The organism is Mucilaginibacter sp. (assembly GCF_039925265.1).
In the GTDB taxonomy this organism is placed as follows: Bacteria; Bacteroidota; Bacteroidia; order Sphingobacteriales; family Sphingobacteriaceae; genus Mucilaginibacter.
The window spans coordinates 1-23251 of the sequence record NZ_JBDSZG010000002.1; the positions used below are offsets into that span (position 1 = coordinate 1).

Here is a 23251-nt window from a genome sequence, read left to right on the forward strand (position 1 = left end):
CCCTTGCAAATGAAAAACTAACGCTTATCTTTACCCTAACAAACGTTCTTTATAACGCCTAAAAAGCGCAAACCGAAAACCTGGGAAACGGTGAAATAAATATGGTAGCCAATACGATTATGGCGCGAGGTTTTATGACCCAGTGGTAGGGAGATGGGGTGTGGTGGATCCGTTAGCGGAGAAGTCAAGACGAATCAGCCCGTATGTATATGGAAAGAACAACCCTCTATCATTTATTGATCCTGATGGTATGTATGACGTTCATATAAACGGCTCTGAACAACAAAAAGCAACTGACGAACTTCAGAAATCGGTACAAGGGCAATTAAATTTGACTAGGGACGGAACTACTGGTAACATTACTTACACCCAAGTCGCAGGTACAGCTTTAACCGCTGATGCCACCAAATTAAAAAATGCATTAGATGATCACAGTATAGTAGTAAACGTAAATGCGACAAACAATACTACAGATATGTTAGGCGGAGCGTTTCGCGGTAACGATGTCACAACGACTATGGTGGATGGAAAAAACATGGTGGTTGCCAATCAAGAAATAAATCCTAAGACAACTAGCACAATTGACAGTTTTTATGAAAAACCGGGGGCCAATACGTTACATGAAGTTACAGAAGCTTTTGCTGGCGCAAAATTGGCTCAAGCATCGGGGCTTTCAACGAGGGCAGCTACGCAAGAGGATGTTTTAAATCCAAACAGTGTTTATTCTACAGCCCATGCAAGTGCTGTCGACCAAGCTGGCCCGATAAAGCAAGCGTTTTTTGATTCAAATGGAGTTAGAACTCGGGGATTAACTAGAGCTACAGCTGCTGGAGAAATTTACTATATTGGAGGGGCCGGTACTTCTAAGCCAAATCAGACAAAAATAATTCAACAGATTGAAAAGTAATTTATCAGTATAATTATGAAGTTTTTTATTGTTAGTTTCGTTATCATATCGCTATTTACTGCGGAGTACAAGAATAAATTACAAAGAGGCAAGTATAAAGATAAAGTCTTAAATGACACATGTTGTTATCGTGTTTATAAAATTGACTCAATAAACAATTATTACCTAATTTATTCAAAAAAAAATGATCGCATATATAAAATTGTTTCACAAAAGGAAAAGAAACTAAAATCCGGTATAATCAAACTAAAAGGGTGTTACAAATTTGTTCTACGTTCGATGATATATGATAACGCAGATAAAAACTCAATTTTAAAGCTTTCACAAGTAACTTGTTTTGACATTAGCGAAACTACATCGATTTGTTTAGAAGGAGATTCGATTAGAGACCTATACCTTGCAGAAAATATTAGAGGATTAAATTTCATAAGAAATAAAAAGTAGTTCGTTTTTACCTCGCGCGCGAGTATGCAGCGTAGGCAAAGCGGGCGGCGTACTCGTGCCTAAATTCCCAGCGGGCAAAAGCTGCGCAAGAACAATGGCGTAACCATCACCGATTACATCAGCGGCATCCAGTACGAGAACGGCACGATTGCCTTCAAACCGAAGAAGGCCGTGCGCTCAACAACAGCGGCGCCTACCTTGTACGAATACAGCCTTACAGACCACCTGGGCAATACCCGCGTAAGCTTCGATATTAACCCGGCGGGCACTGCACGTGTGATACAGGAGGATGAATATTATTCATTCGGCTTGCGGAGAGCGCTATATGATAATGCCAATAACAACCGTTATCTTTATAATGGCAAAGAAATACAAGCTGATTTAGCGAATCAGTACGATTATGGCGCGCGCTTTTACGACCCAATTATTGGAAAATGGGGGGGGTATTGGATCCAATCACAGATTTAAATCCGAGTAGTTCAACTTATAGTTATTGTTTGAATAATCCGATTAATTATATAGATAGGTTTGGCTTAGATACGGGTAGAGTGTTGCCACAAGTAAATATTATTGCCTATGTAAAAAAAGTTTTAGACGTTGCATTTTATACGCAATCACGGAGCTCCCAAATGCCAAGATATTTGTTTTGGAAACCTAAAAGTACTGACCCGGCTTCATCATTTGACGAATTAAGGGATAATGCGATAATAAAGTATTCCAGCAAATCGGTAATAACAGGAAATTTATTAGAGAAGATGAAAAAAGACCCGGCTTTTTTAGCATGGCGAAACCAAATACTGGCTCAATTTCGAGCAAACCCTCTACTGAAAAGATTTATTGGACCTATTAAATTTGGTGGAGGTCCTTTTTTTTCAACCCAGGGAGACACTGAACTCAAGTTGGCTATTGGAGGTAGTGTAATAATTGCCACGATTGAAAACGTCAATTCCTCGATTATTGTTAATTATCAAGTCATTGATAAATTTGATTTAGATTATCAAAAAGGACGTAGTAACACGTACAATGGTATCAACGCTATTCTTAAACCTATTTGGACGGGAGTTTTGGATGGTAGGTCCGACATGGCTGTCGAGGCGAGATGGAATGAAACGATAAAATAATAAAAATGAAATATTCAATCCGACTCTTTGTGTTTTTATGCATTCTGTTCATTCAATTTGCATGTAAGCATAATTATTCACATGTAGATAGATTTTACACTGAAAAAGGTGATGGGGATATGGGTAGGTTACCGTTGATAAAACCATATGAAGTGCTCTCTACGACAACCGATATGGGATGGTGTATCGCCCTTAAAGGAAAATATTCCGGGATTGGGTTTTGCAATGTTAAAAAAGTGACGGTTTTGGATACAGTTATTTTATTATATACAGGAAATACGATTCTTTATAATCGAAATGTAAAGCAATCTTGGCATGTTATTATTCCCAAAAATGATTTTGATAAAGGCTTTGATAACCACACGGATTATTTAAATTTCTTAACAAGCATGGCTATTAAACCTGAACCTAATTTGTATAACATAGACTTAGTTGCTAGTTACTTCGATGAATACGAGTTTATTGATTGGAAAAAAATACATAAATTGGATAAAGGGAACTTAGAAAGGTAATTAATCGCATTTCTCAACATCAGCGCAATGTTTAACCACGTTAAATTTAATAGGGAAGTTATCGTCGTTATTGTTGGGCCATTGACAAGTTATATTTGCAATCTCGACTGGCTCGAGTGAAGCGTCGGGCAAATGCCCCCCTCTTCTGTTGCGATTAGATATTTCAAATTATATATCTGCGCAGAAGCTGTTATCAGGATTCTAACAGATGGGGTGACCTTGATAAATCAAGGTAGAAGCTTTGTAGAATGTTGAAATTCAAGTTGCTCATAGTGTCATCTTGCATTAGATTCGTCGTTACCTGGTTTAAGTTTTGAAGACATTTTAGCCAGACAACTATGTATTAAATTAATGATAGTCGCAGGAGAAGGATTAAATGACGAAACTAAGTTCACTCGATTTTTTAGCCATATGTATTGCGGCTTATCTTAAAAATGGAAGAAAAGAAGAGCGAAAGAAGTTCTTGGATTTTGCTTACACAAAGTTGCATGCCGAATTCCGGGAGATTGAATTACTGGAAATAGAAAAAGTAGAAACAGCACTATTTCATATAGAGACCATGCTATAGAGAGATACAGAACAACGGCCTGTATTTCTTTTAAAAACGCGATAAATGTGTTGCTAATAATTTAACGCCACCTCTGCGCATTTTTGGTTTACTTCCGGCGGCACATTCTTGTTTGTTTAAAGATGATATAATGCACTAATGATAAAGGGGCTTTCGCCCCTCTTTACCCTTTAGAAATCGATCACCGCTTCCAGTGCTTCATCCGCTTTCTTATGCGAGAAGTTCGACTGGTATTGCATCGTTGTAACGATGCTTTCATGGCGATACATCTTTTGCAGCACCTTGGGATGTATTTCTTTTTCTTCGGCACGTTGCGCAAAAGCGTGGCGGGCTTTGTGCGGGGATGCGTTTTTATTGATAGCCAATAATTCCGTTACAGCGACCATGTGTACGCCAATTAAGCGCGTTACTGAATTAATGCGCCTGCGCAAGGCGTAACGGTCGTCGAGGTTATCAAGGCATTTCAGGAACGAAAACACTAGGTCGTGTTTTTGGGTTTCGTTTTTGTATTCTTCTAAAATGGCGGCGATTGCAGCAGGGACAGGCAATGATCCCGGTTCGCCATTTTTTGACATGGTGTAATAAAAACGCCCGTTTTGAAAATCCGACCATTTCAGCATCAGCGCATCGGTGATGCGCATGCCAGCAAAATAAAAGCATACTAACCAAATGTTGCGGCTATGGTGCAAGTGCCTTTGGTGAGCGGGAAACTGGTATTGTTTAAGCAGGTTTATTTCATCCCCGGTTAAACCGATTTTTTCGGTCTTACCGAACTTAATCATAATTTTTTCCCTGCCGCCAAAAGGGTAACTATCCTTGCCAACCAGTCCCGCAGTAATGGCGCGATTGTACAGGGTACGGATTGCCAGCAGGTGGTTGGTAACAGAACGGTCACTTAATGGTTTTTGCTCCTTCCTGTTGCGGTTGTGTTCCGTCCTTAGGAATACTGTGTAATGGCGCAGGAACTCGACGGTAATTTCGGGGAATGTTACATTCTCTCCGGCATACTCATAAAAGCGTTTCAGGCGACTTTTGTCGGTTTTATGAACATCATAGTTACCAAGTGCCTGTTGTTCGCGCAGGTGATTATCCGCAACGTCTTTGAATAAGGGCAGTTTGACAGGCGGCGGCGGTGCCTGTACAGGCTTTGGCTTAATTGCGTTTACAACATCTTCTGCCGAATAAGTCTTTTTGTCGGTTTCAAATTCGAGGATTTTACCGTTAACTTCTGCAAGCTTTTTTGACAAGAAATTTGTCAATCGCATGTGGTGCGGATGCGCTTTTTTTACTTGCTGTTTTGCAGCATCCCAATGATCGCGCGATGCAAGCGCGTTACCCTCGAACAGGTAGGCGGGAATGCCATTTTGTGAAACTTTAATACCGATTGGGAATTGTTTGTTTTTGTCGGGACGACTCCAGGTGACGATTTTTGCGGTAGCCATAATGGAAACTTTTTTAAGTGAATAAAATTTGTTTCCACGCCCCCTGTCAAAGGTCGCATTTTGTTAACGGTTTTGTTAACGGTTCGGCTAGCTCAACATGTGTTTTGATGGTGTTTTGTGGTTGTTGTAGACAACAGCGAATGCCATTTTCAACCATTTCAGACCACAATGTTGCAATATTGGCAAGATTATGAATCCTACGCTCTAACCATCTGAGCTACCCCGCCGGGTTTGTTGTTTTAATGCTCCAAATAATTGAGCAGCTCTTTCAGTATATATTTTGATGGTTCCTGAAAAAGGTTTGCAAATATAGCAGAAATTCGTTTTCTTTAGAAAAAATGTTAACATTTACATCCTAAGGGTTGCTAACGATTAAACTGCACATGTCCGAGAAGAAGAAATTCAACATAGAATACGAGATAAAATCCTCCCCAAGGATATTGTATACTTTTCTAAATGAGGCCAATGGCTTAACGCAGTGGTTTGCCGATGATGTAAGCGTGCGCGACCAGATCTACACCTTTACCTGGGATGGCGAGAAACAAAATGCCAAGCTTGTAGCCATAAAAGAGAACAAATTAGTGCGTTTTAAATGGCTGGACGACGAGCCGCAGGCTTATTTTGAGATGGAAATCATCCAGGATGAGCTTACCAATGATGTTGCTTTGAGCATAACTGATTTTGCTACAGAGGAAACCATTACCGAGCGAAAACAAATTTGGGATAACCAGATCGACTACCTCATTAGCGTGCTTGGCGCGTAAACGAATTTTAATTTCTGTATTTTTGCGCGCTTAATTACAATATGCATTGCTAATTACAGTTATGCATTATGCAGTTGTTGCACTGCCGCATTCGTCACGATGAAAAAAATACATCTCTTACTGCTCAAATCATTTATAAGGCCGTTTATTGTAACCTTATTTATTGTAATGTTTGTGCTGCTGATGTTGTTTTTGTTTAAATACATTGATGACCTCATTGGTAAAGGCTTCCAGTGGTACGTTATTTTGGAGTTGATGATGTACAACTCGGCCACCAACGTGGCTATGGCGCTACCGCTTTCGGTACTGCTTTCTTCCATTATGACGTATGGCAGCCTTGGCGAAAATTATGAGCTTGTAGCCATTAAATCTGCCGGGATCTCGTTGCGCCGCGCTATGTACCCCATGATGGTGGTAGTAGTGGCATTAAGCATTGCGGCTTTTGCTTTTTCCGATTGGATGTTACCTATTGCCAATCTTAAATACTACTCCCTTTTGTACGACGTGCGCAAGCAAAAATCTGCGGACTTCTTACCTGAAAATATTTTTAGTAACCGCTTTCCCGGCTATTCTATCCGTGTTAAAAGTAAAGGAGATGATGGGCAAACCCTTAACGATATTATGATATACAAAAGGGAAGCGCTGGAGATCAATCAAAGCGTAACCTTTGCCAAATCGGGATTGATGTACCGCAGTAAGGATGACCTTTATCTTATTTTGAAGCTTAAAGATGGGGTGCGTTACCAGGAAGACCCCAGCGAAAACAACTATTTTCAACGGCAAAAACTCACGCGTTTTCGGTTTAAAGAAACTGAACAGCGGTTTCCAATGTTTGATCTTACCATGACGCGAACGCCACAAGAGGAGTTTAGGAGCGCATCTATGATGATGAATCTCAGGCAGATCCAACACTATGTAGATTCGGCCAACCGTAATGTGGATAGTACCGTAAAGACCAATTACGCTCTTATAAAACCCTATATCAAATATTTTTCACTGCCTGCCAAATCGGCTTCGGTAAAAAAAGTTGTACCAGCAGATAGTGTGCTGCTACACGGCGTGAACGACCAATTGAACGCCTACAACAACGCGGCAAGCGAGGTGCGCCAGGTGCAGGATATGATACGCAACCGCACCGATAACTATAAGGATGCAACCAAAAGCGTCCGCAGGTACATTTTGGAGTACCACAAAAAATTCAATCTTGGCGCGGCTTGCATTGTGTTTTTTTTAATCGGTGCCCCGCTCGGTGCTATTATACGCAAGGGTGGCTTGGGGCTCCCGGTTGTTATATCCGTTATTTTCTTCCTTATTTATTACATCATTGGTACCATTGGCGAAAAATCTGCCAAGGAGGGCGATCTGTCGCCAATTATCGGATCCTGGATCGCTATCGCCATACTGTTGCCAATAGGAATTTTTCTTAGCTATAAAGCCGCTACCGACTCCGCTTTGTTTGATATGGACATTTACAAGCGTTATTTCAAACGTCTCCGCACACGGTTTAGCAAGGTAAACACGCCTGCATAGTTTTACACAATATCGACCTTATTTCATTTAATTATCGTTTAAATTTGCTGTGCCTTTTATCCCCTGTTTTTAATTAAATAAAGGCCTACGAAATACAGATACAATGCTGAACACCATACCGGAAGCGATAGAAGCCATAAAAGCTGGGAAAACCATTATTGTGGTTGATGATGAAGACCGTGAGAACGAAGGCGATTTTTTAACCGCTGCCCGCAATGCAACGCCCGAGACCATTAATTTTATGGTACGTTACGGGCGTGGATTGGTTTGCGCCCCCATCACCGTTCAGCGCGCCCGTGAACTGGAGCTGGAGCCGATGGTGAGCCACAACACTACCTCGCACGAAACAAATTTTACGGTATCGGTAGATCTGTTAGGGCACGGTTGTACAACCGGCATATCCGCTACAGATCGTTCTAAAACAACACTTGCTTTAATTGATCCAACTATAAAACCCGCCGACTTAGGTCGCCCGGGGCATATTTTTCCGTTGATAGCCAAGGATGGCGGCGTATTGCGCCGTTCGGGCCATACTGAGGCCGCTATCGACCTTTCTGTTTTGGCCGGCTTTGAGCCTGCCGGTGTTATCTGCGAGATAATGAAGGAGGACGGCGACATGGCCCGCCTGCCGGAATTACTGGTGATGGCGAAAGAATTTGATATGGTTATCGTATCGATAAAAGATCTGATAGCTTACCGCTTAAATACCGAATCGCTGGTGCGTAAAGAGGTTTCTGTAAAGATGCCTACGCAATGGGGCGATTTTGATATGATTGCCTACACCCAACTGGATACCGGCGAAAATCATTTAGCGCTTGTAAAAGGCGAATGGAATATAAACGAACCTGTTTTGGTGCGTGTGCATAGTTCATGCGTTACAGGTGATATTTTTGGCTCCTGCCGCTGCGATTGCGGCCCGCAATTGCATAAAGCGATGGAGATCATCAGTAAGGAAGGTAGAGGCGTTATTGTTTACATGAACCAGGAAGGCCGCGGTATTGGGTTGGTAAATAAACTAAAAGCTTACCATTTACAGGAAAACGGGCTGGATACCGTTGAGGCTAATATTAAGCTTGGCTTTGGGATGGACCAGCGCGATTACGGCATCGGCGCCCAGATACTGCGCAGCCTCGGCATCTCAAAAATGCGCCTGCTTACAAACAACCCTAAAAAACGGGCCGGATTGATAGGTTACGGTTTAGAGGTGGTTGAAAACCTGCCGATAGAGATAGCATCAAACCCGCACAACGAGGCGTATCTGAAAACCAAGCGCGATAAGATGGACCACGCTATTATGCGCGAGCACTAATCGTCTAATTATCTTCTGAACTTTTATCGTCCGGTGCGCTGTTCGTCACCGTTGGTGCTATAGTAGCAGCCGGGACCGGCAGTGGGGTTGTTGGTGCCTTATCGCGCCGGCTTTGTCTGAAAATATTCCGTATAAATTCGCCAAACGTGTCAAAATCGCGCTGGTAAACTAACCCCAAACCATTTACGTACTGCACGCCCAGGGCATCGTTAATTGTGTTTAATGTGGTGCTGTTTAGCGCGCGGTAAGAGTACCTGGCGCGTAGGTTACCATCTTTACGAATGAGATATTGCGCCTCAAAATCCTTATTAAGGGCAGAGTTGAAAAGGTTGGTACGGCTGTTGAAAATATCCGTAGAGCCATTGTTGGAGTAAAAACTACCGTTTAAAAGCAATCGCTCGTTAAATAATCTGAACCCGAGGCTGGCATCACTAAACGAACGGATGTTCAGATCGACGTTTTTAATATTGGATTGCGATATAAAGTTATTTAGCTTATTAAAAGCAAATTCACTCACAGCTTGTGTAGCCGTACCCACCACTTGGTTAGTGATATTAGCCCCTGTGCCAGATGCAAAATTGCGCCTTACAATAATACTTAAAGCCTGCTGGCTGCGGTTGTTATTATCCGCAAGGTAGGTGGAAAGGTCATCCTTAATGGAAGGGTCTACCGGGAAGGTAAAGTTAAAATCGATATTAGGCTGTATCAGCGATTTGGTTATCAATAGTTCGGCCTGCACCAGTACCTGTTTAGCGCCATAGGGCGATGTTAAACCGGCCGCGTTATACAACGGGGCTATGTCGGTTCGCACTTCGTACAGGGCCTTTAAATTGATCTCTGCGTTGGATGGGTTCCCCGTCCAGCGGATGGTACCGCCCTGGCTTACCACAAAATTCTTACTGATGAAATCTTTCGCGGTAAACTCAAACTTACCCGATGTAATAAGGAAATCACCAAACATCTCAAAATCGCCCAGGCTGTTTATGTTAAGCTTAAGGTTCCTGGCCTGCCCCGTCCCTTCTAAAACCCCATAATCGGTACTGATGCGTACAATTGTTTTTTCGTCGATAGTTAAATCGAAATTCAGGGTAACGCCGTTAAAGGCATTTACCTTAGTATCCACTTTTCTGGTGGTGTCGTTATGATTAACAAATTTTATAAAATCGTAATCGGCAGCGGTTGACGAGGTATTAAGCGGGATGTTGAATATAGTTCCGGCTTCGGTGCTTGCCGTAATATCTATCTTCATATTATCAACCGGGCCGTTAAATTTAAAAGTACCTGTGCCGTACGCAGTACCATAATAAAGGTGGTTATCTTTAAAGGTGGAATTTAAGGCAAGCAGGTTTTTAGCTTCAAGCGTTATGTCGATAAAAGGATTGCCGATGTTTGTTAGATCAACCTTGCCATTGGCGGTTCCGGTTCCGCCTCTAAAATCCTTCAACACCATATTCTCAATGCCAATAACGCTGTTGTTTACGCTTAGCTTATGCGTTACGGTGTAGGCAGTTTTAAGGTAATCAACGGTAACGCCGGTGTTATTTAAGGTGAGGTCGCCGTTTAATTCGGGGTTGGATGGCGAACCGGATAGTTTTAAGTTGGCAGACACCGTCCCTTTGAGGTCAGACACCAGGCCCTTCACAAAAGGCTCGAAGATAATAGCTTCGGTATGATCCATCTTTACATCAAAATCCAGGTTGTCGCCGGCTTCGTGCCCTAAAGTGTAAATGCCCGCGAGATTCATGGTCTCCAAGCCCTGGTGCGTAATGTTTATTTTTACATCGGCCTGCTCGCGTTGGTTATCCAGTTTCGATTTTATCTTCACGTCGCCTATCAGCGTTTTATTCATCGTTAACGAGTCGATGGTTAAATTGGCATCAACGCCGGGCTTTTTAATAACCGAGGTAAACACTACATCGCCATTAAGCGCGCCTTTTAACAACACGCCGGATGATTTGGTAAGCTGGTTAAGCGTAGCCATGTTGAATTTTTGGAAGGTCAACTTCAATTCGTCGGCGGGATTATCAGATATAAAGCCGTTTATTTTTACCTTTTGTACCCCATTGGAAAGCTCGAAACCAGTTACTTGTGTTTTACCATCAAGGAGGCGGATGCGTACCTGGTCCTGTATCTTCCATTTCTGGTGCTCTAAAACCACGTCTGATGGCAGCAGCTTAAGTTTGGCGGTTGTATCCCGCCCAAACTCAACCAATCCATAAAGATCCAACTGGTTGGTCGCGTCTTTATCAGAAAGCTTAACGTTGAAGTTAAGGCTATCGTTTTTCAGGAAGTTGGCAATATTGATGTTTTTGATATACAAGCTGTCGGTAAGGTCTACCCGGTTTAAGGATGCGTTTAAGCTCAGCATATCATCACTGGTGCTTTCATCTATAATGAAATCGTGAAAAACAATTTTGCCAAGCTTAATGGTTTTTATAAACCCGCTTAGCGTCGCGGTTTTATCGTAGGAGTTAAACTTGCCAACAAACGTGCCCTGATCGGGTATTTTCAGATCGGGCCGGAAAATGGCCAAAACCGGGTCGAGGTTTTTTAGCGTTAGGTTAAAATCAAAATTCTGCGGTTTGGGTGCAGTGATCTCTGTTTTTAACGATGGGATATACTTCTTGGCTATCGTTTTAAAATAAGATGGCAGAGTAGCCAGGTTAAAACTGCCTTTAATGCTTCCGTCGGCAACATCCGAGTGCAGCGAAATGGTACGCGCGTCACCTTTGCCATCTGCATTGATGGCTACGGTATCTACTATATAGCTATGGTGCGGATCGGTCACCCTAATACCGGTAAGTAGAATGTGCCCATCCAAATTCTCCAGGTTATTGCCCGAAAAATTGGTGTTCATTTGCGTAGTAACGGTAACCGTATCTTTTATGAATTTTAATTCGCGCAGGCGGGCGTTATCCACATTGCCTGTAAAATCATAAATGGGGAGTGTTGGATTAAGGTTTACGCTGCCCGCAATGTTCAGTTTTATATTTTTATCGTTAATGGATAATTTGCCTGCCGCTACCTTTTTTATAAAGGTGCCGCTGGTTACCAAATTGCTGTAGTTATAACCCTTAAAGCCAATGTACTTAATGTTCGCGTTACCTTTAACAGCAAGCGTTTTCAGGTCGTCGCCGCTGCCGCTTAAGTTGGCCGATAAGGTGGTACGCCCCAGGGTTTTATCATCCAGTAGAGTGCCCAGGTCGAAATTGGTTGTTGTGAGTTTACCGCTGTAACTCGGTACACCCTTTTTGTTTATTTTAAGGTTGATATCCGGATCAAATCGGCCCAACTTGGTTTTAAATGTACCGAACGCCACAAAATCATTTTGCAAACCGGTAAACCTGCCGCTGAAATTAACGTTACCAAACTTGCCTACTATGGCGGGCAGCTTAGCTGTTGGTTTGCCGGTAAAGTGTTTGTACAGGTAATCCAGATCTTTTTTGTTAGTGGCTACCTGCTCAAATTTTAAAGCGAGGAAGGTGTTCTCCCAATCGGGCAGGCCGGTTAAATTAAAATCCCCTTTTACAAAAGTAGCCTGCGCTGCGGTTACGGTGAGGTTTTTAGCCTTCAGGTTATTCACCATGCCGCGGATGCGGCCGTCTACGCCCAGTTCAAAGTTTATTTTACCAAGCGAGGATGTGAAAAAAGCAACATCTTTCGATGATAGGTGCGATGATTTAATGTCGGCATCCATGCGCACCTTGTTTTCAAAATCATCAAAATCGTCAAACGATTTAAAGTTCATCCTGAAGAAATTGCGCACTTTGGAGTTCGGGGTAATGATATCCAGGTTTTGTAACAGTATCTGGGTGGTATCTATGGTTGCGTTGGCGTTGAAGTTGTTTACCTTAAAACCGCTTTGTTCCCGTAGGGTAAGCCCGGTAACGTTGGCTTTAAACAGGTGGTTTTTCAGGTCCATATTGCGCACTACGATGCTGAAATGGTTCACATCAAGGTCGTCGAAATTAACGCCGCTTATTACGGCTGTACGCAACTTATTCTTATATTTAAAATGGAAGTTGTTTACCGCGATCTTATCAAAATTGAGCGTCCATGGTTTTGCCGAAGGCTTTTTGGTAGTATCGCCACCGCCGGAGTTGAAATAATCTATAATAAATTTAAGATTGGTGGTACTATCTTTTTGCTTTTTGAGGTAAAAGGTACCGTTATCCAGCTGGATGGACTTAAAATCGATAACCCTTTTTTTGATGCTGCTAAAGATAGAGAACCCGCTTAGCTCCACGGCAAGTTTTGGGGTGCTTAATAAAGTATCCTGCTGCTTATCTAAAACATACAGGCCCTCCAGCACAACCGATTTAAACGGCACTATGTAAAGGCTTTTTATATCAACCGTAGTTTTAAGCTCTTTTGATAAATAAACGGTGGCTTTCTTTGCCGCCCAGGTTTGCACCGGCTTATATTGGAATAATATTAACACTATGCTGACGAACAACAGTAGTACCAATACAATGCCTAACGCTATTTTGAGTAGTTTTTTAATAACTTTGTGTTTAATTTAATTAGTGAATGAGCGATTTAGTGTGAGATTGATTAAGCCCTATCGCTATACGCTTATCCACCCAAATAGTTTGCTCATCAAATCACTAATTCGCTAATTCATTAAATCAATAATTTCTTAAAAGTGCCTGTAATATTAGCAATCGAATCTTCATGTGATGAAACCTCCGCATCTGTTTGTGTAGATGGTGAGATATTGAGCAATGTTATTGCCAACCAAACCATACACGAAGCTTACGGAGGTGTTGTGCCCGAGCTTGCCTCGAGGGTTCATCAGCAAAACATTGTCCCTGCTGTACAACAAGCGTTATTAAACGCAAAAGTAAACAAAAATGATATTGATGCGGTAGCTTTTACACGCGGCCCCGGCCTTTTAGGCTCTTTATTAGTTGGTGTATCATTTGCCAAGGCGTTCGCGCTGGCCAAAAACCTGCCGCTTATTGATATTAACCATATGCAGGCGCATATTTTAGCGCATTTTATTGGCGATCATAAACCAACATTCCCCTTCCTGTGCCTTACCGTATCCGGCGGGCATACACAAATTGTGCTGGTGAAAGACCATTTTGATATGGAGATCATCGGCCAAACGCTGGATGATGCTGCCGGGGAGGCAATGGACAAAACCAGCAAGATACTGGGCTTACCCTATCCCGGTGGCCCGCTGATAGACAAACACGCCCGCAGCGGCAATCCGGACGCTTATAAATTTCCTGAACCGCAGATACCCGGCTATAATTTCAGCTTTAGCGGGGTGAAAACGGCCATCCTGTATTTCATCCGTGATAACGTTGCTAAAAACCCAAACTTTATACAGGAGAACCTGGCGGATATTTGCGCCTCGGTAGAAAAACGGATAGCAACAATTCTACTGAATAAACTAAAACGCGCGGCGGAAGAGTACGGCATAAAAGACATTGCTTTAGCCGGCGGTGTATCTGCTAACACAGGTTTGCGCGAAGGGCTCACCAACCTTTGTGCCGATAAAGGCTGGAATTGTTTCATTCCAAAATTTGAATACTGTACCGATAATGCCGCTATGATAGCCATTGCCGGACACTATAAATACTTAAAAGGCGAATTTGTAGGGCAGGAGGTAGCACCGCTGGCCAGAATGCCGTTTGGTTGATAGCCCATGGTTGATAGTTCATAGTAATACAAATGCTGCGAACTGCTTTCCGTCTACACTATGAACCTTGAACTATTAACTTATAAACACAACAACATGACTCCCGCATCACTTATTTTTTGGGCAATCTTCGTACTGCCGCTTATTGCTTTTTTAGTATGGGTAATGCGCCAGGATAAGCGCAAAGGCAAATTAGGCTTAATTGTGCTGGCCATAATTGTTGTTGGCGTTATTGTTTATATGTACTGGAACCACATGTTCCAGGCCGGCGGTGGTACGCCTACCCCGCAATAACCGCTGCTAACTTCGTTATTAATAAAAAAGAGCGCCCCTTTGTTAAAAGGAGAGCTCTTTCCCGATATTCGATATTATAACTGCAACTAAATACCGCGGCGGAAGATCCTATGCGAGCCGCTGGTGTTGAAGCAGAAGATGTAATAAAAATCTTCCGTTTTTTGAATTCCACCAATAACGTAGCCCGAAGGGATGGTCTGCTTTGCAAAAGTTGTACCCTGATCTACAGAGATATTAAAGCTTGTACCGCCGTAGGTTACAACCGTACCAAATGTTTTTACCGTAAAGCTTTGTTCATCACTAATTTTAACCCATGCCTCACCTTGCCCCGTAGACCTGTAAAGGCGAAGAGCATTTAAAGTGTTATTACTTGGCGGAGAGAATAAGGCAAATTGGTAATTGTCAGACGATTTAAAGAAATCCTGGTAGCCGCCCGCATACGCATAAATACCCGTTGTACCGTTTGTGGCGTTCCATGTTTTACCCTGGTTGGTAGACCGGTAAATAACGTGTTTGGCCAGGCTATCCGGAAGGTTATGCGCAACATCTATCGCATAAAAATATTTACCGTTTGCATCGCTGGTTAAATAATCAAGCGATACGCCCTGAGGTGCCTGTAACTCTGCTGTCGCCCAGGTATCGCCCTTGTCGGTAGAGGTGAACAGCTTGGTGGCGCTCATTATTGCTAATACCCCGGCTCTTGTAACCATACCGGTAAAGCCTTGGTTTGGCAGGTTAGCATCGGGCAGTAGTTTTGTCCAGGTAGTGCCATCAGCTGATTTGGCAATGCCTTGATTGGTAGTAATGTAATATGTGCTGCCATCAGATGCAACCAGGTGAATTTGCAGCGTTTGCAGGTCAAAAGGCAGGTTGTTATATACGTTTGCGTAGCTTGTTCCATTGCTGGTGTAGTACAGATAATTTGGCGCCAGCCCGCCGGTGAACAGCATGGTTTTGCCTATTGATGCAGACAGATTGACGTTTTGAATTAAGGGCGTAAAGCCTGTTTCCTGCCAATCTCCATTGGTTTGGGGGATAATCACCACAAAGTCGCTGCTGGTTAATGTCGCCCCGCCTCTAACGCTTATGGTAATTGGGCCGGTAAGCGCGCCTTGCGGAACTGTAACAACCAGTTTGGTGGCAGTAGCGCTTTTTACCACCGCTGGCAACGAGCCTTGTACTCCGGTAAATTTAACCGAGTTCTGCCCTAAATCCGTACTGAAATTGGTGCCTGTAATAATTACCGTATCGCCCACTTTACCGCTTGCCGGTGATATAGAGGTAAGGGTTGCCGGTTGTACATAGGTGAAAGTTGGGCCCGTTGTAAGGTCGCTGTTTTTTACTTTAAGGGTAACCGCGCCGGTTGTGCCGGTTTGTGGCGCGGTTACAATAATGCGGGTTGCCGTTGCAGATTTTACCGTTGCAGCAACGCCGTTAAATTTAACTTCGTTTTCGCTGGCGGTGGTGCTGTAGTTTACTCCCGTTATAGAAACCGAATCGCCGGCTTTACCCGATGTAGGGCTGATATTTTCGATAGTGGGCTTGGCCGCGACCGGGGTAGGATCCTTTACTTCCGATTTTGGCTTAGTAACCGCAAAGTAGTTTACAAACGTGAACGAACCCGCCGAATTAAACTCCCGACCGGATGCGTCTTTAAAATTAATGCTCCATTTTACAGTGATGGAGGTATCGGTAATCGTTATTTCTATCGAACCAGAGTAGGCGAAGTAGGTATTGCCGCCGCTAAAGTACGATACATAGCTTTGCACCGGACTGGGGCTGTCGGCGTTTATTTTTATGGTGTGCGAACCCGGGTTAAAAGAGGTGCCCGATTTTTTGGTAAGCGCTAAAATGCCGCTTTTAAGATCGTTTAAAAAGAAATTCAACTTATCGCCCGAAGCATTTAGCGTGGCGGAGGTTTCTAAAGCCTTGCTTGCGTCGCCATCGGTAGAGTAGTAGGTTGATGTGAGCGCGCCGGCATCCAGTTTTATGGTTTTACCATCAATTGTGCCGGCCATAGAGCTGGTTGCTGTAGGTGTTGGGTCAACTTTCTTGTCTTTTTTACAAGAGCTGACCGCCATGATAAGCAACAGCATCATGGCAAGCGTTTTTGAGAGGGTTTTTAAGCTGAGTTTCATTACTGGTAATATGGTTTATTCACCCGTAAATGTCAACTAATTAAAGTGTTATGCCAATAGTACATTTGCGGTATATTTTTCTGCGTACTGCTACGCATACAGCATAGCTAAGTTTCAAGGTGCTTTACTTCAATACATCCCACTTCTCTATCTTGCGGTAAGGCTTGCTAAAAAAATCGCCTATTACACGGTTAAACATATCGCGGTAGTAAATAGGGGTGGAGTGCCCGGAGTTTGGCAAGATCCATAAATACGATCTCGGGATGTTTTTCGCTATCAGCATGGTATGTTCCGGGTTTATTACATCATGGTCGCCACCGATGACGAGGGTGGGGCAGCTTATCTTATGCAAAGCTTCCGGTTTTATATGCGGTTCGTAGCTAAGCAGGTGCAGTAACAGCACCTGGTCTTTTATAAGCCTCGAAGGATTTTTCATTTTCTTTAGGGAATCAGCCGTAAATACGTTTTGCTTCATTACTAAATCGGCAATATAGGGGTAAACAGCAGTAGTATCTGGCCAAAGGTTAGCACCGGTTACGGCAAGCATTTTTACTTTATCGGGGTTACGCATGGCTAACAGCAAGCCTTCTATTCCGCCATCGCTCCAGCCAATTACATTTGCGTTTTTAAGCTTAAGCTGATCCATCAACGCGTTAAGGTCATCGCTCAACATTTCGTAGCTGAGGGAATCTTTGTCGTTATTGGATTTCCCCTGCGCACGGCTATCGGCCAAAATTACTTTGTATTTTTTGGCAAAATAAGGGATCTGATACCTGAAATCTTTTATCGAGCCGCCGTTACCGTGGATAATGAGCAAAGGTTCGCCTTTACCATAAACTTCGTAATACATTTTAATGCCGCGGATCTCGGCATATTTTCCCACCGCTTTGTTTTGGCCGTAGGTGTTGGTGTCTTTTTTGGCGGTTTCTTTTTGCTGGGCATAGCCGGTGCAAATAACTAAGGCTAATAAAATAGTGAGAAGGGCTTTAATAAGTTTCATGATGGCAAGGTGTTGATTTTTAAAGGTATAAAATAACCGACTAATACAGATATTTTTTAATTGATATTTTCCAATATGGGCGGCTTTTTAATGGGGCTGATAGTCGCCCAAAATCTCGCTGGATTATGATGTTTAAATAATCTGCACAAAAAACTGTTTGATTTTGAGAGTTTTATAGCTAATTCTGAGGCTAAAATTATCATTATTTTAAATAAATAAAAAGGCATTGGATTAATGGAATATAAAACGTACTTTTGCGCTCGATTTGGCGATGTAGCCAAATACGTTATTTAAATTCATGAACCCATTTATCAATCTGGGAATCCGTCATGATATTGTTAATGCCATCTCTGAGTTAGGATTTGAAAATCCTACGCCAATCCAGGAACAGTCAATTCCGGTATTGTTAACAGGCAGCAACGATTTTGTCGGATTAGCCCAAACAGGGACCGGTAAAACAGCTGCTTTTGGACTGCCGCTATTAGAACTGCTCGATTTCGAAGTAAATCATCCGCAGGCGCTTGTTTTATGCCCAACACGTGAACTTTGTTTACAGATCACGAACGACATTAAGAACTACGCCAAAAAAATGAACAACGTTAACGTTGTTGCCGTTTATGGCGGTGCAAGCATCCAGGATCAACTACGCCAAATTAAACGCGGCGTACAGATCGTTGTGGCCACACCAGGCCGTATGCTCGACATTATTAACCGTAAGGCGATAGACTTTTCGCAGGTTAAGTTTGTAGTATTGGATGAGGCTGATGAGATGCTCAACATGGGCTTCCAGGAAGACATTGACAGTATTTTATCCACCACTCCTGACGAGAAAAAAACCTGGCTGTTCTCGGCCACTATGCCTTCCGAAGTAAGAAGGATCGCTAAAAAATACATGGATAACCCTTTTGAGTTAACCATGGGCGAAAAAAACACAGGTAATGTGAATATAGACCACGAGTACTACGTAGTACGTGCCCGTGATAAATACGCTGCCTTTAAACGTATTGTTGATAACAACCCGTCTATCTTCGGTATCGTGTTTTGCCGTACTAAAATTGAAACTCAGGAAATTGCCGAGTCGTTGATGAAAGACGGTTACAATGCCGATTCTTTACATGGTGACCTTTCGCAGCAACAACGCGATAAGGTAATGAAACGCTACCGCGAACGCAGCCTGCAATTATTAATTGCTACTGATGTTGCCGCACGTGGTATTGATGTTAACGATGTAACACACGTTATTAACTACAGCTTACCTGACGAAATTGAAAACTACACCCACCGTAGCGGCCGTACAGCCCGCGCAGGTAAAACAGGTGTATCTATCGCTATTATCAACAGCAAAGAGCTTGGTAAAATTCGGCAGATAGAACGTACCATTGGTAAAAAGTTTATCAAAGCAGAGATCCCTACCGGGTTTGATGTTTGCGAGAAACAACTTTTTTCATTGTTACACAAAGTGCATAACGTAACCGTTAACGAAGAACAGATTGAACAATACATCCCGCGCATTATGGATGAATTTAAAGATCTGGACAAAGAACAGGTTATCAAACAGTTTGCATCAATAGAGTTTAACCGCTTTTTAGATTATTATAAAAATGCACCTGACCTGAACGCCCCGGCTGATGACAGGATGCGTGATGGTGAACGTGGTGGCGAGCGCGGTATGCGCGATGCTGGTGGTAAAAGCGAATACACACGCCTGTTTATCAATTTAGGTAGTGTTGATGAATTTAACCGTGGCGATCTGCTGGGTTACATTTGCAACAACTCTAAAATAAGCGGCCGTACTGTTGGTAAAATTGATGTTAAAGGTGTTTACTCTTTCTTTGAAGTAAGCAACGGCGATGTTGACCAGGTAGTAAACAACTTTAAAGGCGTTGAATTTAAAGGCCGCGAAGTTAGGATTGAAATATCTGGCGAAGGTACCAGCACAACCCGTACAGGTGGTGGCGAAAGACGCGAAGGTGGTTACCAAAGACGCGAAGGCGGCGGTGGTTTCAACCGTGAAAGAAGTGGTGGTGGCGAAAGACGCGAAGGTGGCTTTAACAGGGACAGGAACAAAAGCGCCGGTGGCGGTGGTTTCCGTGATTTCTCTGGCAAACCCCGCGAGGAACGCCCGGAGCGACGTAGAAGGTTCTAATTTAGTTTTTAGTTTTCATAAGAGCTTTTGGGGGGTAGTTTACCCAAAAGCATAGTTTAGTTTTGTTTACAAAGCCTCTCGTTTGCACCAGCATCCGGGAGGTTTTTGTTTAACGGCTAAATTCAACCGCAACAGAATCCGGGAATAGGAGGTTTAACTGCTTTTCGTCCAATTTTTGGATTACAAACTTAGTGTAGGGCAGGTTGCCTTCAAAGGAGGTAAAAATGGTGTCGCCTTTTAAAAAGTAATCTTCGGCCTCGTTATCCAGCGTAAATTGCTTATCAGTGATCTTTAAGCTGGTAATGCTGTCTTTAGATTTCCAGTTACCCTGCAGCTTCTTGTTAGGTTCGTTTTTATGGCAGGCAGCCGTGAGCAGCATACATGCGCACGCCACGCGTATAAATGTTAAAGTGTAGGTTTTCATGATGATGATAAGATAAGAAAAAGGCACCTGTTGTACAACAGGTGCCTCAATTATATTTTGTTATGGTTTGGCTACCAAAGCCGATTCTTTCACATAAACATGGCGGCCTTTTTTGTTTACATAATAGTAATAGGAGTTTTTATCAATATAAATGGTTTGGCCGCCGGGGGCTACTTTGCCATCATATTTTTTATCGGCCACTGCAGATGCCCCTTTAGAAGCGACTTCGGCAGTTTTATTGCCCACAGTGCTTGCTGTTTTTTTGGTTGCTTTCCACCCCTTTTTTACGGTGGTGCCAACTTTTTGGGCAACGGTTGTGTCTTTATGGGTCTGTGCAAAAGTAGTAGAGGCTGCAAACATAGCAGCCGCGAACATTGCCGTACTGAATAACTTTTTCATGGTATGATAAATTGAATTAACTGTGGTAGTTAACTCAATTTCTCTGCCAGTTTGCGCATTTCTACCGTAGGGGAAGCTTTTTTGTATAAAATAGCGTAAACAGCCTCACATATAGGCATATCTACCTTGTACTGGCGGTTTATCTGGTGTAGGCAATTTACTGCATAATAGCCTTCGGCTATCATGTTCATCTCCAGTTGTGCCGATGTTACGGTGTAACCTTTGCCAATCATATTGCCAAAGGTACGGTTGCGGCTAAATTGCGAATATGCGGTAACCAGCAGATCGCCCAGGTAGGCGGATTCTTTAATATCCCTGTCGATAGGGTGCACCTCGTCCACAAAGCGTTCCAGTTCGCGTATGGCGTTTGATATTAATACCGACTGGAAGTTATCGCCATAACCTACGCCGTGGCAAATACCACTGGCAATGGCGTAAACGTTCTTTAATACAGCGCCGTATTCGGTACCGTAAATATCATCCGATACGATGGTTTTAATGTAACGGGTGTTCAACATGGAGGCAAATTCGGTAGCCAGGTCAACATCCTGCGAGGCGATGGTAAGGTATGATAGTTTCTCCAGCGCTACTTCCTCTGCATGGCAGGGGCCGCTTATCACCATAAAATTGCTGAAGGATACATTGTAGTTTTGGTTCAAAAATTCGCCGATGATCTGGTTTTCATCGGGTACTATTCCTTTAATGGCCGATACTATTTTTTTGCCGGCAAGGTCTTCAGCTGTTATTCCTGCTAAGGCTTCCTTTAAAAACGCGGCAGGCACATTCAGGAGGATACAATCTGCAACCTGAATCAATGGTTTTAGATCGGACGATATATTTGCCGCCGGCACTTTAATTTCTACAGAACTTAAATAGTTGGGGTTGTGCCTAAATTTGCCGATATGTTCTACCGCCTGCTCATTCCGCATCCACCAGAAAATCTCTTTTTCTACGGTGTTGTCGGCAAGCATCTTAATGTTGGCTGTGGCCCAGCTTCCGCCGCCAACTACCGTGATTTTATGTATTTGCTTAAGCATTACAGATATAATGTACTACCAGGGCAATTGGTTTCCCCCGATGGTACAAATAAATGAATTTTTGAGGACAAAAGAGGAATGGACGAGGGAGAAAATAGGGTAGGGAAAAAGGCAAGGTGAAAGAAGAGCAGATAAAAAAAATGGGTTAAACAAAAAAAGGACAAAGGTTTTATCCTTTGTCCTTCTATCTTTTATCCTTCGTCCCGGAAAATTAGTTTTTCTTAGCGTCGCCGGTAAACAGTTTGGCTTTATCTACTTTTTCTACTATTTGTCCATCTTTAAGGTCTTTAGAGATAGCAGCAAATGGTGCAGATATTACTTCTTCGCCACCTTTAAGGCCGCTTAGTATTTGTATGTAGGTATCGTCCTGTATGCCGGTCTTTACTTGTACCTGTTTTACTTTGTTCGCTTTATCAAGCACAAATACATATTCCTTAGCTATTGGAGTGCTTGCTGTTTTCTTGGCATCTTCGGTACCGTTGCCATTTGCTGCAGGCTTCTTTTCTTCGCGGGTGGTAACCGATTGTATTGGCACCGATAGCGCTTTTACATGGTTTGTTTGGATATCAACCGTAGCGGTTAATCCCGGGCGGAAAGGGGAATGGTTTGCAGCATTCTTCTTCAGCAGCTCCAGGTATGATTGTGCGGTTATCCTCACTTTTACGGTAAAGTTGGTTACCTGGTCGGCATTGGTACCCACCACGTTTGCCGAACTGCCTATCTCTATCACCTGGCCTTCAAATTTTTTGCCAAGGAAAGCATCTATCTCTATTTGCGATGGGTTGCCAACAGCTATGCGGTTGATATCGTTCTCGTTCACATCAACGTTCACATCCATTTTGTTCAGGTCGGATATGGTCATGATCTCGGTACCGGCAAATTGCTGGGTTCCTAAAACCCGCTCACCAATTTCGATGGATAGTTTTGATACTACGCCATCAACCGGTGCGTAAATGGTTGTTTTGGCAAGGTTATCCTGTGCTTCTTTAACAGATGCAGATGACTGGGCCAGGCCGTAGGTAGAACCGATAACATTTTGTTTGGCTGCCTCTAACGATGCCTTTGCGCCTTCGTAATTTGCTTTTGCCTGTTCAAACTCGGCAGCGGTAAGCACTTTGTTTTTGTAAAGTTCCTGGCTGCGTTTGTATATAGATGCCTGGTTGGCAAAAGTAGCTTCGGATTGTTTTAGCATTTGCGATGAATTACCAACGCTTGCTCTTTGTGAGTTGTAAGAAGCAACCGCACGATCGTAACCCGATTTTAAAATGTCCGGGCGGATCTTACAAAGCAGCTGGCCTTTTTTAACCACGTCGCCTTCTTTAATAGGCAGTTCAACCACCTCGCCGCTCACTTCGGGGCTTATTTTTACCTCGATGTGTGGTTTTATTTTTCCGCTGGCAGATACGTTTTCGTTTATATCGCGCGTATCGGCTTTTTCAACTGCAACTTGCGTAAGTTTAGGTTTGCCAATTACGCCCGTTGCTTTCAGTATAAAAAGCAATACGGCCAATGCGCCTAAGCTGATAAGGATATATTTAGTAGTCTTTCCCATGATATTTTTTCAGG

Annotated in this window: 18 protein-coding genes and 1 pseudogene; 11 read left to right on the plus strand and 8 right to left on the minus strand. The window is 43.0% G+C overall.

Annotated elements, in window-relative coordinates:
* Positions 1-121: 121 nt before the first annotated feature.
* From ABIX36_RS00085 to ABIX36_RS00105, 5 genes and pseudogenes are all read left to right on the plus strand, one after another.
* Positions 122-241 (plus strand): annotated as a pseudogene (locus ABIX36_RS00085) (RHS repeat-associated core domain-containing protein); the annotation flags it as partial.
* Positions 242-250: 9 nt separating this feature from the next.
* Positions 251-907: a hypothetical protein gene (locus ABIX36_RS00090; RefSeq protein WP_348080147.1), complete on the plus strand. Its 657-nt coding sequence runs from the start codon at positions 251-253 to the stop codon at positions 905-907.
* 615 nt (positions 908-1522) lie between these two features.
* Complete coding sequence (locus ABIX36_RS00095) at positions 1523-1819, plus strand: hypothetical protein (protein ID WP_348080148.1); 297 nt, start codon at positions 1523-1525, stop codon at positions 1817-1819.
* A gap of 29 nt (positions 1820-1848) precedes the next feature.
* Positions 1849-2472: a hypothetical protein gene (locus tag ABIX36_RS00100; RefSeq protein WP_348080149.1), complete on the plus strand. Its 624-nt coding sequence runs from the start codon at positions 1849-1851 to the stop codon at positions 2470-2472.
* Positions 2473-2477: 5 nt separating this feature from the next.
* A complete protein-coding gene (locus ABIX36_RS00105) occupies positions 2478-2984 on the plus strand; it encodes a hypothetical protein (RefSeq protein ID WP_348080150.1) in 507 nt (168 codons plus the stop codon).
* Positions 2985-3722: 738 nt separating this feature from the next.
* Here ABIX36_RS00105 and ABIX36_RS00110 read toward each other — a convergent pair.
* Positions 3723-4994 (minus strand): site-specific integrase, encoded by a 1272-nt coding sequence (locus tag ABIX36_RS00110; RefSeq protein ID WP_348080151.1) that lies wholly within the window; start codon positions 4992-4994, stop codon positions 3723-3725.
* A 383-nt stretch (positions 4995-5377) separates the two neighbouring features.
* On the opposite strand from ABIX36_RS00110, the gene ABIX36_RS00115 reads away from it, so the two are divergent.
* From ABIX36_RS00115 to ABIX36_RS00125, 3 genes are all read left to right on the plus strand, one after another.
* Positions 5378-5758 (plus strand): START-like domain-containing protein, encoded by a 381-nt coding sequence (locus tag ABIX36_RS00115; RefSeq protein ID WP_128532529.1) that lies wholly within the window; start codon positions 5378-5380, stop codon positions 5756-5758.
* 99 nt (positions 5759-5857) lie between these two features.
* Complete coding sequence (locus tag ABIX36_RS00120) at positions 5858-7288, plus strand: LptF/LptG family permease (RefSeq protein WP_348080152.1); 1431 nt, start codon at positions 5858-5860, stop codon at positions 7286-7288.
* Between the two features lie 103 nt (positions 7289-7391).
* Entirely contained in the window at positions 7392-8597 is a 1206-nt protein-coding gene (locus ABIX36_RS00125; protein ID WP_348080153.1) for a bifunctional 3,4-dihydroxy-2-butanone-4-phosphate synthase/GTP cyclohydrolase II, read from the plus strand.
* A 4-nt stretch (positions 8598-8601) separates the two neighbouring features.
* Here the strand turns inward: ABIX36_RS00125 and ABIX36_RS00130 are convergent, their stop codons facing one another.
* Positions 8602-13038, minus strand: a complete 4437-nt coding sequence (locus tag ABIX36_RS00130) for a translocation/assembly module TamB domain-containing protein (RefSeq protein ID WP_348080154.1) — start codon at positions 13036-13038, stop codon at positions 8602-8604.
* Positions 13039-13242: 204 nt separating this feature from the next.
* Here ABIX36_RS00130 and tsaD point away from each other — a divergent pair, with 204 nt between their 5' ends.
* Both tsaD and ABIX36_RS00140 read left to right on the plus strand, forming a co-directional pair.
* Positions 13243-14247, plus strand: a complete 1005-nt coding sequence (gene tsaD / locus ABIX36_RS00135; protein ID WP_348080155.1) for a tRNA (adenosine(37)-N6)-threonylcarbamoyltransferase complex transferase subunit TsaD — start codon at positions 13243-13245, stop codon at positions 14245-14247.
* A 96-nt stretch (positions 14248-14343) separates the two neighbouring features.
* A complete protein-coding gene (locus ABIX36_RS00140) occupies positions 14344-14541 on the plus strand; it encodes a hypothetical protein (RefSeq protein ID WP_348080156.1) in 198 nt (65 codons plus the stop codon).
* 86 nt (positions 14542-14627) lie between these two features.
* Here ABIX36_RS00140 and ABIX36_RS00145 read toward each other — a convergent pair whose 3' ends face one another.
* Both ABIX36_RS00145 and ABIX36_RS00150 read right to left on the minus strand, forming a co-directional pair.
* Positions 14628-16679, minus strand: a complete 2052-nt coding sequence (locus ABIX36_RS00145; protein WP_348080157.1) for an IPT/TIG domain-containing protein — start codon at positions 16677-16679, stop codon at positions 14628-14630.
* A gap of 124 nt (positions 16680-16803) precedes the next feature.
* A complete protein-coding gene (locus ABIX36_RS00150; protein WP_348080158.1) occupies positions 16804-17679 on the minus strand; it encodes an alpha/beta hydrolase in 876 nt (291 codons plus the stop codon).
* Between the two features lie 298 nt (positions 17680-17977).
* Here ABIX36_RS00150 and ABIX36_RS00155 point away from each other — a divergent pair, with 298 nt between their 5' ends.
* Positions 17978-19825: a DEAD/DEAH box helicase gene (locus tag ABIX36_RS00155; RefSeq protein WP_348080159.1), complete on the plus strand. Its 1848-nt coding sequence runs from the start codon at positions 17978-17980 to the stop codon at positions 19823-19825.
* Between the two features lie 109 nt (positions 19826-19934).
* Here the strand turns inward: ABIX36_RS00155 and ABIX36_RS00160 are convergent, their stop codons facing one another.
* From ABIX36_RS00160 to ABIX36_RS00175, 4 genes are all read right to left on the minus strand, one after another.
* Positions 19935-20249: a hypothetical protein gene (locus ABIX36_RS00160; RefSeq protein WP_348080160.1), complete on the minus strand. Its 315-nt coding sequence runs from the start codon at positions 20247-20249 to the stop codon at positions 19935-19937.
* A 60-nt stretch (positions 20250-20309) separates the two neighbouring features.
* Positions 20310-20648, minus strand: a complete 339-nt coding sequence (locus ABIX36_RS00165; RefSeq protein ID WP_348080161.1) for a hypothetical protein — start codon at positions 20646-20648, stop codon at positions 20310-20312.
* Positions 20649-20677: 29 nt separating this feature from the next.
* Positions 20678-21685, minus strand: coding sequence for an NAD(P)H-dependent glycerol-3-phosphate dehydrogenase (locus tag ABIX36_RS00170; protein WP_348080162.1), 1008 nt, complete (start codon positions 21683-21685; stop codon positions 20678-20680).
* A gap of 211 nt (positions 21686-21896) precedes the next feature.
* Positions 21897-23237 (minus strand): efflux RND transporter periplasmic adaptor subunit, encoded by a 1341-nt coding sequence (locus tag ABIX36_RS00175; RefSeq protein WP_348080163.1) that lies wholly within the window; start codon positions 23235-23237, stop codon positions 21897-21899.
* Between the last annotated feature and the right edge of the window lie 14 nt (positions 23238-23251).

Coding starts and splice junctions, on each gene's coding strand:
- ABIX36_RS00140 (WP_348080156.1), top strand. CDS start 14,344: ATGACTCCCGCATCACTTATTTTTTGGGCAATCTTCGTACTGCCGCTT.
- ABIX36_RS00150 (WP_348080158.1), bottom strand. CDS start 17,679: ATGAAACTTATTAAAGCCCTTCTCACTATTTTATTAGCCTTAGTTATT.
- ABIX36_RS00115 (WP_128532529.1), top strand. CDS start 5,378: ATGTCCGAGAAGAAGAAATTCAACATAGAATACGAGATAAAATCCTCC.
- ABIX36_RS00120 (WP_348080152.1), top strand. CDS start 5,858: ATGAAAAAAATACATCTCTTACTGCTCAAATCATTTATAAGGCCGTTT.
- ABIX36_RS00105 (WP_348080150.1), top strand. CDS start 2,478: ATGAAATATTCAATCCGACTCTTTGTGTTTTTATGCATTCTGTTCATT.
- ABIX36_RS00090 (WP_348080147.1), top strand. CDS start 251: ATGTATGACGTTCATATAAACGGCTCTGAACAACAAAAAGCAACTGAC.
- ABIX36_RS00175 (WP_348080163.1), bottom strand. CDS start 23,237: ATGGGAAAGACTACTAAATATATCCTTATCAGCTTAGGCGCATTGGCC.
- ABIX36_RS00110 (WP_348080151.1), bottom strand. CDS start 4,994: ATGGCTACCGCAAAAATCGTCACCTGGAGTCGTCCCGACAAAAACAAA.
- ABIX36_RS00165 (WP_348080161.1), bottom strand. CDS start 20,648: ATGAAAAAGTTATTCAGTACGGCAATGTTCGCGGCTGCTATGTTTGCA.
- ABIX36_RS00160 (WP_348080160.1), bottom strand. CDS start 20,249: ATGAAAACCTACACTTTAACATTTATACGCGTGGCGTGCGCATGTATG.
- ABIX36_RS00155 (WP_348080159.1), top strand. CDS start 17,978: ATGAACCCATTTATCAATCTGGGAATCCGTCATGATATTGTTAATGCC.
- ABIX36_RS00170 (WP_348080162.1), bottom strand. CDS start 21,685: ATGCTTAAGCAAATACATAAAATCACGGTAGTTGGCGGCGGAAGCTGG.
- ABIX36_RS00145 (WP_348080157.1), bottom strand. CDS start 16,679: ATGAAACTCAGCTTAAAAACCCTCTCAAAAACGCTTGCCATGATGCTG.
- ABIX36_RS00125 (WP_348080153.1), top strand. CDS start 7,392: ATGCTGAACACCATACCGGAAGCGATAGAAGCCATAAAAGCTGGGAAA.